11 protein-coding genes are annotated in these 11,740 nt (G+C 41.1%); 5 read left to right on the top strand and 6 right to left on the bottom strand.

Annotated elements, in window-relative coordinates; genetic code table 11:
• The first annotated feature begins 247 nt into the window (after positions 1–247).
• Positions 248–724, top strand: a complete 477-nt coding sequence (locus AS141_RS07165) for an outer membrane beta-barrel protein (RefSeq protein WP_082632213.1) — start codon at positions 248–250, stop codon at positions 722–724.
• Positions 725–811: 87 nt separating this feature from the next.
• On the opposite strand, the gene AS141_RS07160 is transcribed toward AS141_RS07165, so the two are convergent.
• A complete protein-coding gene (locus tag AS141_RS07160) occupies positions 812–1,507 on the bottom strand; it encodes a response regulator transcription factor (RefSeq protein WP_057936963.1) in 696 nt (231 codons plus the stop codon).
• Positions 1,504–3,231, bottom strand: coding sequence for a sensor histidine kinase (locus tag AS141_RS07155; protein WP_057936962.1), 1,728 nt, complete (start codon positions 3,229–3,231; stop codon positions 1,504–1,506). Before AS141_RS07155 ends, AS141_RS07160 begins: the two co-directional genes overlap by 4 nt.
• A gap of 212 nt (positions 3,232–3,443) precedes the next feature.
• On the opposite strand from AS141_RS07155, the gene lysA reads away from it, so the two are divergent.
• From lysA to AS141_RS07140, 3 genes are all read left to right on the top strand, one after another.
• The gene (gene lysA, locus AS141_RS07150) at positions 3,444–4,676 is read left to right on the top strand and encodes a diaminopimelate decarboxylase (protein ID WP_057936961.1); all 1,233 of its coding nucleotides are present in this window, start codon (positions 3,444–3,446) and stop codon (positions 4,674–4,676) included.
• Between the two features lie 227 nt (positions 4,677–4,903).
• The gene (locus AS141_RS07145; RefSeq protein WP_057936960.1) at positions 4,904–5,947 is read left to right on the top strand and encodes a PorP/SprF family type IX secretion system membrane protein; all 1,044 of its coding nucleotides are present in this window, start codon (positions 4,904–4,906) and stop codon (positions 5,945–5,947) included.
• 307 nt (positions 5,948–6,254) lie between these two features.
• On the top strand, positions 6,255–7,457 hold the full coding sequence (locus AS141_RS07140; RefSeq protein ID WP_057936959.1) for a PKD domain-containing protein: 1,203 nt from the start codon (positions 6,255–6,257) through the stop codon (positions 7,455–7,457).
• A 142-nt stretch (positions 7,458–7,599) separates the two neighbouring features.
• On the opposite strand, the gene AS141_RS07135 is transcribed toward AS141_RS07140, so the two are convergent.
• The 4 genes from AS141_RS07135 to AS141_RS07120 form a co-directional block, all read right to left on the bottom strand.
• Entirely contained in the window at positions 7,600–8,550 is a 951-nt protein-coding gene (locus AS141_RS07135) for a mechanosensitive ion channel family protein (RefSeq protein WP_057936958.1), read from the bottom strand.
• A 127-nt stretch (positions 8,551–8,677) separates the two neighbouring features.
• Positions 8,678–9,145: a hypothetical protein gene (locus tag AS141_RS07130; protein ID WP_057936957.1), complete on the bottom strand. Its 468-nt coding sequence runs from the start codon at positions 9,143–9,145 to the stop codon at positions 8,678–8,680.
• 158 nt (positions 9,146–9,303) lie between these two features.
• Positions 9,304–9,618, bottom strand: a complete 315-nt coding sequence (locus AS141_RS07125) for a Fic family protein (RefSeq protein ID WP_057936956.1) — start codon at positions 9,616–9,618, stop codon at positions 9,304–9,306.
• Positions 9,619–9,757: 139 nt separating this feature from the next.
• Entirely contained in the window at positions 9,758–10,789 is a 1,032-nt protein-coding gene (locus AS141_RS07120) for a glycoside hydrolase family 43 protein (protein WP_057936955.1), read from the bottom strand.
• A 106-nt stretch (positions 10,790–10,895) separates the two neighbouring features.
• On the opposite strand from AS141_RS07120, the gene AS141_RS07115 reads away from it, so the two are divergent.
• On the top strand, positions 10,896–11,477 hold the full coding sequence (locus AS141_RS07115; protein WP_082632212.1) for a Fic family protein: 582 nt from the start codon (positions 10,896–10,898) through the stop codon (positions 11,475–11,477).
• Positions 11,478–11,740: the final 263 nt, after the last annotated feature.

Below are 11,740 nucleotides of genomic sequence, written 5' to 3'. Positions count from 1 at the left end.
GTTTTCTAAGTTGGCACCAGCTAATTTCTTGCCGAATGCCAATTATCCGGACCAATGAAATTGAGGCTGCCTGTGGTGAATGTAACGCACCTGTCATGGCAATCAGGTGCGGGATCGGGAGAGGTTATGGCCTATAAAAACCAAAATATAAACGCATGAAATCGAGCATGACTCAAGCGTCTCACACCGGGATGATTATTATGCATGCGAGATTCCATATGACCCTTAAAAGACAAATTATAAACACATGAAAAAGAGTTTCTTTATTTTTTGCACCGCTTTTATGCTCTCTTTTGTCGCGTTGTCACAAACGCAAGAACAGGGAAATGCTCGCTTTCACGGTTATGGAACCTACGGGTTGAGATATAGTAATTTCGGGGTCGGAGCAGGAATTGAATATTTCTTTGTGGACAAATTCGCTTTGATGCCAAGTTTTACATTTGTTTTTCCAGAGGTGGGCAAGGAAAGTAATTTAAGTGCTGATCTGCGCTATTACGTATCAGATGGGCCATCTCAATTGTATTTCATGGCAGGCTATAGCCAGACATGGGTAGATACCCAGCCAGACGGTGCGGGGACTAAAAGAAATCAAAAAGGAGCAAATGTGGGCGTTGGAGCGTATATACGAATAATTGAAGGTTTAGGACTTAGTACAGAATTTCGGTACCAGAGCCCATATCCAAGGGAAGTCGGATTTAGGGTAGGATTAGCGATTCCTTTGTAAATTGTAAAATAAGAGCAATAGCCCAAAAAGGCTTCTTCTATAAACGAACAAAAAGCAAAAGGTAGTGAATTCACTACCTTGTTTTTACTAGCTATCACTCACGATCAGCTTAAAGCCTTCGCCGTGTACAGTGATGATCTGGACTTTTGGATCGTCCTTCAGGATTTTACGGATTTTGCTTAGATACACATCCATGCTTCTCGCATTGAAATAACTATCATCTCCCCAAATTTGCTTGAGCGCATGGCTTCTGTTTACAAGGTTGTTGATTTCAGAAGCCAGTAAGCGGATAAGCTCATTTTCTTTGGAGGTTAGCTTGTGGCGGCCTTTTGGACCATCCAAGAATTGTTCATCGTAGTGTAGTACAAATCCACCAAATGAATAAACCTTCAATGGGTTGACCTCCTCATTTTTATGCGTTCTCCGCAGAATAGCATTTACGCGAAGCAAGAGTTCCTCCATGCTAAATGGCTTTGTCAGGTAGTCATCAGCGCCTATTTTGAGCCCCTCGATGATGTCGTCTTTTTGATTTTTTGCGGTAAGGAAAAGTATGGGAAGGGTTTCTTCCACTTTCTTAATTTCCTTGGCAAGCGTAAATCCATCCTTTTTCGGCATCATAATATCGAGAAGGCAAAGATCATATTTTCCCTTCTTGAATTTATTCCAACCTTCTTCACCATCCCGGCAAAGCGTAGGTTCATAACCTTTCATTTCCAAATATTCCTGTAGGATATCTCCCAGGTTTGGATCGTCTTCGACCACTAATAGTTTTGCTTTACTCATTGTTTCTTAGGTAAGTTAATGGTGAATGAGCTTCCTTTTCCAAGTTCGCTACTTACTTGAATCCCCCCTTTATGTGCTTCCAGCATAGTTTTCACATAAGATAGTCCCAATCCAAAGCCTTTGACATCGTGTACATTGCCGGTGGGAACCCGGTAGAATTTATCAAAAATTTTCCGTTGTGCATCTTTATTCATCCCTATTCCTTCATCCTTTATGGTAATATGAACTTGTTCGGGATCATCTTTTGCCTCAATGCTGATCGTTGGGTTCTCGGGGGAGTATTTATTTGCATTGTCCAGCAGATTATTGAAAATATGGGTGAGATGAAAAAGATCTCCTTCCACCATTGGATCTGTCAATTCATTGACAAAGGTAATTTGACCTCCTTTTTTCTCTACCTGAAGCCCAAAATGATCAACTGTGTTTTCTAAAATCTCTGCCAGGTTCAACAATTCAATTTTTAGCTTAAAATCCTTCTTATCCAACGCAGCGGCCTGAAGAACGTTTTCTACCTGGGAAACCAGGCGCTTATTTTCATCCTTTATGATACCCAGATATCTTGATCGGAACTTGTCCTGGCTGGACAATTCGGGATCTTGGAGTGCCTCCACAGCCAGACTCACCGTAGCCAAAGGAGTCTTAAATTCATGGGTCATATTATTGATGAAATCATTCTTTGTGTCCGATAGTGCTTTTTGACGGATAATCACCTTAATGGCATAGATAAAACAGGAAATGATCACCACAATAAACAGGATAGAGCTAGTGATCGGCAGCCAGACTTCTCGGATCACACGGGTGTTTTTGCGGGGAAAATAAACAGTCAGGTAATTATCTTTCCCGAATATATCATTCGGGAAAAGTTTTGCCTGGATTCCTTTTTGGCTGAGGACAAATTTCTGTTTTACAGGGCCTATAGAAAGTAGCCACCCATCTTCCTTGAGCAACCCCAATTCAAAATCCTCGTAAATATTCTGTTCAATCAGATAGCTTTTCAGCAATTGTCGGACTTGCGCTGTATCTAACCGATCTAAAATTGCTTGCTGACCGGCCGCCATTTCACTCCACATCCTGTTGAAGAACTCGATCTTCCTATTTGCTTTGGTGATTTTCTCGATCAGGTTGGGATCAAGATTTATTTCCCTGACAACTTCTTGGAAGTAAGGTTCTTGTTTAGACGTGATTTCTTGTTTGGCCGAATTCTCTACTCTATTAATATATTGTAACTGACGTTCTTTTTCCTGAAGAAGCACCTCCATTTCATCTGGGGTGAACATTTTAGACGCTAATTCGGGAGTCATGTAAGCAAAAAAAGTCTCCAAGTCTTCAAGTTGGTTCATATCCAACCCTCTTGACTCGAGGATCCTTCTGAAAGTTTGGCTTACTTTGGGGGCTGGTTCCTGAAAGAACGAGTCCACCAGAGAAGGCCTAGATCTATAAATCTGTCTGGAATTAACTGCAATATCTCTAAAATCAATCGGGTCAATTTTTTCGAATAGGCTTCTACTCATGATTGAGTCCTGAATGATATAATCAAATGCGGCAGACGACTCCCCTTTTTCCAATTTATCTACAGTGTTTGATAGTGCCTGGTGAACGTTTTGCTCAAATCGCTCATTATTAATCCTAACCGCATTTTTCACCCAATACAGTTGGAATCCCATCAGACCAAAGCTGGCCAGAGACATCAGCACAACGATTAGTATGATATTACTTTTCGACATTGCACAAATTTAACCCTATAATCAGGCCATAAAGGGAGCTTAACAATATTTAACCGCCTCATCTCACGTGGAAAAGAGATTAATTTCATCTCCTTCCTCTATATTTAGGTTCGAAAACAGCGTTTTCTTAATTACACTATAGCAAATGAAAAGAGGGGACAAATGTCTCCTTTTTTTGTTATTTGGCTATCTTTGCCCGCAAATTTCAGATAATGTCAGCACCTCAACATCCTACTCAACTCCAGGGAGTAAGCTTAGAATCTATAGCCAGTGAATTCGGCACACCGGTATATGTATATGACGGAGAAAAGGTAGTAAGTCAGATCAAATCTCTCCAGTCTGCTTTTGCTACAGTACCACTGAGAATCAAATATGCTACTAAAGCACTGTCCAACATCAATATCTTGAAGTTAGTGAAAAAGGCTGGGGAAGGTGTTGATGCAGTGTCTATTGAAGAAATAAAAAGCTGTATGCTGGCCGGGTTTGCTGCATCAGAGATTATGTACACGCCAAGCGGGGTCAATTTCAAAGAGATAAAGGAAGCAGTTGAATTGGGAGTCATGATTAATCTTGATAGTATTCCACTGATGGAGGAGTTTGGTGCTGCCTACGGCAATACTAAACCTGCATGCATCCGCCTCAATCCGCATATTATGGCCGGAGGAAATGCTAAAATTTCTGTAGGACATATCCAAAGCAAGTTTGGGATTTCAATCCAGCAACTTCCGGAGGTTCTCGAGGTAGTGAAAAAACATGACATCAAAATCGTTGGGCTTCATATTCATACGGGATCCGATATTCTGGATGCGGAGATATTCCTTAGAGGAGGAAATGTGCTGTTTGATGCAGCAATGAACTTCCCGGATCTAACTTTTTTGGATTTTGGAGGAGGTTTCAAAGTTGCCTATAAATCAGGGGATCCATCGACTGACATCGAAGAGGTGGGCACAAAAGTGTCAGCAGCTTTCAATCAGTTTTGTGAGAAATATGGTCGAAAATTGGAGCTTTGGCTTGAGCCTGGTAAATTCCTTGTGAGTGAATCCGGATATTTGATCGTGGAGTCAAATGTGGTCAAAAAGACTCCCCAGATTACATTTGTAGGAGTAGATTCAGGATTGAACCATCTGATCAGACCAATGATGTATGATGCGTTTCATGATGTGTATAACCTAAGCAATCCTGAGGGGAAATTGAACCCGTACAATGTAGTCGGTTATATCTGTGAAACTGATACACTTGCCAAAGATCGTATGCTAGCTACGGTTTCAAAAGGAAATCTATTGGTATTCAAAAATGCAGGAGCATATGGATTTAGTATGTCTTCCAATTACAATTCCAGGCTGCGACCTGCTGAAGTATTGGTTTGGGAAGGAAAAGCCCAATTGATAAGGAAACGCGAAGTTTTTGAGGATTTATTAAGGCATCAGGTTATTTTGGATATTTAATTTAAGATATTCAGCATATCATATCCTTTGGTATAATTATTGACTTCTAAAATGTTAATCCAAACATGTTTCTGAAGATACATGCTTGGATTAATTTGATTTGAAATTCAACTGATTGTAAGCCCCAATCATACGCCCTAGTACTTTCAAATCGTTAAATCATAATTATTTAACCTTTGCCATTTTACTAATGCATAGATTTGTGTATGGTGATGGTTTAGTTGTCTATGTTTAGGAGAATAATTGGTGTATTCGTTACTATTGGGGCTATATGTTGCATTTTTTCCAATGTAATAGCCCAGGATACCCAATACTCTCAATTTTACGCAGCACCTCTTTATTTGAATCCAGCGCTGACAGGAGCAAGTGAGCTCACGCGCATAGGGATCAATTACCGAAATCAGTGGCCAGGTTTAGACCAAAATTTCAATTCATATTCAGCTTACATTGACCATTACATTTTTGATTATAACAGTGGTATTGGATTGATATTCAATGGCAGTCAGGAAAGTCGGGCAAATCTCTCAACAAATGAAATAGGGCTCTCTTATGCTTATCGGCTGAAGCTTAGCGAGGAGATGTTTTTTCGGGTTGGTGGCATGGTTAGCTATATGCAACGTGATGCTTTCTTTGCCGACTTGGTTTTTGGAACTCAGATAGACATCATTGATGGTACGATTGGGGGAATCACGGATGAGCTTAATGGAATTCCGATAGATAGTCGTTATAGCTTTATGGACTACAGTGTCGGAGGAATGTTCTATTCCAAGAAAATCTGGCTAGGAGCATCAGCACATCATATTTCAGAACCTAATACCTCATTCGTAGAAGGCCAAATCTCCAAGTTGCCCATGAAGCTTTCAGCACAGGGAGGAATAAAGTTTGATCTTGGGGGTGGGCGTAGGAATTACTTTACTCATGCTTATGCAGAACGATCCATTTCCTTTGCTTTTAATTACAAGCAACAGGACCCCTTCAATCAACTGGATGTAGGAACGCAATTATATCTTGAACCTTTGGTTTTGGGGCTTTGGTATAGAGGATTACCCACAAAGAACAACCTGCCAAACAATGAGGCGATAATCGGATTAGTAGGTGTTTCATTGGAAAATGGGTTAGACATCGGTTATTCTTACGATGTCACTATTTCTAAATTAGGCCAGAAAAACAGTGGGGGTGCTCATGAGGTTTCACTTACTTATTCCTTTTTATGGGGTGATTCAAAAAGTAGAAACCAGAGAGAAAGAGTTATCCCATGCTTCAAATATTAATTGGGATAAGTGGCTAGGACATAATTCTAGCTGTTTTCGTTGTCTTGTGTGGGAGAAATCATGAGCTGTATTCTTTCATTGTTCACTAAATAGTAAGGAGACACTGGGTTTTAATTGGCATAAGTGTATTTTCACAATGTCTAATGTCTACAGGTATTTCAGGTTAAAATTTTTATATGCTTTCCGGGATTAATTTTATTGGGCATTATATCGAAAATTTCAGATACTAGCATAATTAGAACAATATCGTACGTAAAATAAGCATACTGTAAATGATACGTATTAACAAAGTAAGGAGTGAGTTATAATGCTGAAAAGGGAGTTTCATAAAGCACTTGTTTTTTACCTACAGCTGCTGGTCATCGTCCCCAGCGTTTCAATATATGTCCAAGCCCAAGATCCAAATACTGTTGAGATCTGCGAGGGTGAGCCTGTTACCGTTATGCCAGAGGAGATTAGCCAGACTGGTGGTTCTCCCTTATATTCTTGGTATCATGACTCAAATGGTACAATGGAAATCTTCTCGGGAACAGAGGACGGGGTAGAATATCAACTTGGAGATGATGGTAGCCTGACAATAATAGGTTTGACTTATGAGTCTACAGCTGATACATATATTCAAGCCTCTACCTATAATTACTATGTTGGAATAGCAGAGCCAAATGAATCTCCTCCCCTTTTAGACCAAGTGAAGGTGAGGGTTTTTAATGTTCCAGATCTTCAAACAACAAGAGCCTCCCCAGTATGCGACCCGAAGGGTTTCGTTGATTTGAGTACGTATATTGATGGTTTTGACCCCACAGTTTTTGATTATGAAATCATCTCTCCCTCCGGAAACGCTATCTCTATCGATGGAATAAACAAACAGAGTGAAAATGGCAGCTACTCTGTGAGAAGTAGTTATAAGGATTTTGGGTGCTGGTCTGATATAAAGACTATTGAAGTTACCATTGCCGAGACCGATTTGGAACCCAACTTTAATTATCATGTGGATATGGGGCAGGGAAACGCTCAAACAAACGGGATTGCCCAGGCATTCCAGCCAATTGATTTTGTTGATGCCACCTCTTGGAACACCACTTTCTGGCATTGGAGTTTTGGTGACGGAAATGAAAGTAATTTACAGAACCCTACGTACTCCTATACTGATAAAGGGAATTATTCTGTAATCTTCACTGCTCTAGATGATCTTGGCTGTGCCCATTCATTTGAGAGAGTCATTGAGGTCAGAGATGAGTATATGATTATAATGCCCAATGCCTTTTCTCCTTCCAGTTCGAAAAACTTTTACTTCAAACCTGAGCACAAAGGCATTGCCTCAATGAAATTCTTTGTGTTTGATCTCTGGGGAGAACTGATCTTTAGCACTGACAAGCTGGAATCACGGGGATGGAACGGTACTTGGAATGGAAAAGATGCTCCCAATGGAAATTATATATATAAGGGGATATTTTTGTCCAGTTCAGGAGAAGAAATAATCAAAGACGGCGTATTTATTCTGATCAGATAAGGGGAGTGACTATAAAGGAATAAATCTTTAAAATATCCCATTTTTAACTAATGTGAATTCAGGCTTTTTCTATTTGATCAACACCTATGCCTAGGACAGATAGAAAATCTGCTGTATTTTAACTACTAAGCTGGCATTTGGATCAAGACACTTCAGGAGGTGTAATACCATTGAACGGCGGCACATTTGTCATCAGTTCCACTCTGGTTTTCGGAAGGCTTTCCGGGTAATTCTTTTGGATAAACTCAATCATTTTTTCCCTCACAAATACGCGCAAATCCCAGGCAGTAGGCGAGTTCTTGGCGCTGACGAGAATCCGGATTTCCACTGTGCTCTCTTTGGCATCTGATACTTGTAAGACCTTCACTTTATTGTCCCATAGCATCGTAGTCTCCAAAATACGGTCCAGCTCTTTGCGAAGTGCATCAAAAGAGATGGTATAATCGGTATATAAATATACTGATCCTAGCAAGCTTGCTGAAGTTCTGGTCCAATTTTGAAACGGGGTTTCCAAAAAATAAGTAGTTGGGAGTACCAGCCTTCTCAGATCCCAGATCCGTACCACAATATAATTCAGGTTGATTTCTTCTATCCACCCCCACTCTCCTTCTACGACTACGGCATCCTCCAGACGGAATGGCTGCGTGATCGCTATCTGAATCCCGGCAATCAGAGTTCCAATTGCTTTCTGCGCCGAAAAACCAATGATTATCCCAGCCAAGCCCGCAGATGCAAAGAACCCAACCCCTACTTTTCGGACTGATTCAAATGAAATCAGAATTAACCCGATTCCGAGCAATATAATGACAAAGTTGGCAACCTTGACCAGGATATTGATCTGGGTAAGAACTTTTCTGGCTTTCAGATTATCCTCTTGTGAAATATCGTATTGTTTGATAAAGAGCTTTTTCAGAATCTGCATCAACACCAACAAACACCAGGTAAACCCACAGATGATCAAAACAGTATTGATATGCGGGAGATAAGACCAGATTCCTTCCCAGTTTTTCGAGACTGACCCATAATAAAGCTTGGAGAAAGCCAGCACAAGCGTAATTAGAAGTGGAATAATCAACCGACCATAATATTTCATAGACGCTACATTATAACAGTTTGATAGAGTTGGGCGAAAATCTTCAGGCTCTTAAAAAGGTGATCTTGGGTAGGATTCGTTTAGAAATTAGGGAATTGAACTTAGAATGCCAAACCTAACGTATCTCTCACTGGTCACAGGGAACCGGAGTCAGCACCATATCGTGGCTAAAGTCCAAAGAGTCTATATTTACCTGGACAGGAATGCCGTCCACAGATTTCATTTCTCCATATCCTTCTTTCCAGCCTTCCTCCGTGTTTTTGAAGACTACCTGGCGCTTGGAAGTAGTACCTTCTGACATAAAAGTATACTCCGCAATAATCATATTATCTCTAATTTCTCCTTCAATAGCCCCTGAGTTTTTATCTTTTTCAAAAAAGGAATAGTCAAGTGACCCCGTAATGTTAGTGCCGTCCACATGAGTAGTGAGTCTGACGGTGTCCTTTTCCCCCATGTACTGAAAACATTCCGTATTTATCGCTTCTACATGCTCTTCATCCGGGGAAAATGCTGCATCAATCGGGGAATCTTTTTTAGGACCACTGCATGATAGTAGTAATATGCTTGCTGACAAAAGTGCAAAGAGAGATTTCATAGTTGTTTTTCAAATGGTTAGGTGATCAAAATACAAAAAGACCGCCAGACTGTTTAATAGTAAATTGGTAATCTATTGTTAAGCAGTATCGGTTTTGGCAGTACAGGTAAAATAGCCTCTCCCTTGTTTCACTTTCATAGGCTGTCCGCTAATGTCTGTTAATTTGCTTCAAAGACAAAGAATCTATTTCTGGATTGCCCTGTTTGCTCCCTGAGAATTCCTTTTTCGAGCATTAATTGCACCAAGGCATTTGCTGTTTTTAAGCGTAATCCAGTCAGGGAAACTGCTTTTTCTACAGTAACAGTAGGTTCTTGGGAAAGCCCATTCACTATTCCTATTGCGCTTGAACTACTGCATACAAATTTTGCATTGATCATTTGTTCCTTAACATGGAAGCATGTGTTTACAGCTTTTGAAGGCGTCTCTTGGATGCTGATCAGGAAAAACCAATCCGCATCTACTTTGCTACACACAAAATAGGTGTACTTGAAAGCAGTTTCAAAATGTCCGGATTCATATTTTTCAATGCCTGGTATATCTAAACAGAGTCCATTTTATTTTTCTTTCGCTGTATTGTCAAGAAGGCTACAGTTCTAAAAGACTAGGATTTTTTTACTTGATCGGATTGGCTTCCACTCCTTCGAATGTCATTTTGATCGGTTTGATCGTTCCGTCTTCATTGAATTCCAGCACGTCAATCGCCGTTACACGATGATCTCTGCCTTCATTGGGGATGGGTCTGCGGTGATATACCATATACCAATCATCGCTACCCGGCTTTTGAATCACCGAATTATGCCCGGCCCCAGTGGCAATAGTGGTGTCTTTTTCTAGAATGGTTCCGATTTTTTCCCACGGACCATTGATATTATCGGACATGGCATAGGCTACCTTATAGCTGTCATTTGTCCAGCCTCCTTCAGACCACATAAAGTAGTATTTTCCCTCTCTGATAAATACAAAAGGTCCTTCTACATAGCCTTCCGGGGTGATTTCATGAAAAAGCTCTCCATCTTCCCAAGGTTCGAATCCTGTGAAATCAGCATTGAGTTTCCCAATGTTGCAATGACTCCAGCCTCCATACAACATGTAATAGGTGCCGTCGGTGTCTTTGAAAACGAACTGATCAATGGGTTGCGCGTCATTATAAAACTCCGAAAGCAAAGGTTCGCCAATATGGTCTTTGAATGGCCCGCCAGGTGAATCAGCCACAGCAACGCCTAACCCTCCAAAATGGTTGATGTTATTATTCGGATCCCAGCCCGGTCGACTTGGTCGCTGGATGTCGTTAGCAGAGAAGAAGAGGTAGTACCTGCCGTCTTTTTCAATAGCCGCGGGTGCCCACATCGCTTGTCTGGCCCATTTGATAGCGGCTGTGTCGAGGATATTCTCATGCTTTTCCCAAGTCACCAGATCCTTGGATGAGAAAGCATCGAAGTGCAATTGATCGGTATATCCTGCGGAAAAAGTCGGATAAATCCAGTACTCATCCCCAAAGACGATTCCTTCAGGATCTGCATACCAGCCTTCGAAAATAGGATTTCCTGCGCGCTTAGGAGCTTCAGTTTCTTCTGTAGTTTTAGGAGAAGAACAGGCAAAAGCTAGAGCCAAAGCACCTGTTATTATGGTATAGTTAAGTTTCATAATAGAGGTTGAAAGTGTAGGTTGAAATCAATTGTTCGGAAATTTAAGAAGAGCATATCAAATGGAAATGCTCTTGGTGTAAAAGTGCGAGAATCGGAAGGATTTAATTTATTGGTTCAACGAAACTGCTCCCGGCAATACCGATGCAATAAACAATCCGCTTATCAAGTCTGCGATCACGCACTTATATTTTGAAACGATTTACCCATTTGAGGATGGAAATGGACGAATTGATCGTGCTTTGGCAGAAAAAGCATTGCATCAGGGCCTGAGACATGCGACCTTGATCAGTCATTCCAGTAGGATTGAGGCGAAGAAAAATGAGTATTACAACGCTCTGAAAAATGGACAATGCTCAAATGAGATCTCTGCTTGGCTGGATTATTTTGCCAATACAGTCTATCATGCACAGCTGAGCGCGGAGAAACTGATCAACTTCACACTGCAAAAAGTCAAGTTTTTTGACCACTATAAGGAGGATTTGAATGAACGCCAAGTCAAAGTTATCAAGGGTATGCTAGCTGAAGGCCCTGCTGGTTTTGAAGGAGGAATGACTGCAAAAAAATATATTGCCATCACCAAAGCCTCGAAGGCAAGAGCCACACGGGATTTGCAGGCTTTGGTGGAATTGGGCGTCTTTTTGCCGCAAGGCGGAGGTCGAAGTGTGAGCTATGAGTTGGTCATTTAAGTATTGTAAGATTGGAAAATTTGAAGATTGGAAATTGAAACCGTGACTTCGTCTAGTGAAAGCTGGCATTTTTTCAGATTCACCCTCCCAGAAAGGGGGAATTCTCCTATCTTTGTGCCTGCTTTTGAGGAGGATGTTTCCTTGATTGTGTGAGGGATAGTAGCGACATCCACGTGCCCCGATAGTTATCGGTGGAACGAATGCAGCAGATAGCCCGCACCGGCCTTTTCAGACGGGGCCACGCCCAAAAATAAATTATCACC

This window comes from Algoriphagus resistens, from assembly GCF_001442615.1.
Classification (GTDB): domain Bacteria; phylum Bacteroidota; class Bacteroidia; order Cytophagales; family Cyclobacteriaceae; genus Algoriphagus; species Algoriphagus resistens.
The sequence above is the reverse complement of the archived record's forward strand: the minus strand, read 5'-3'. Positions and strand labels throughout refer to the sequence as shown.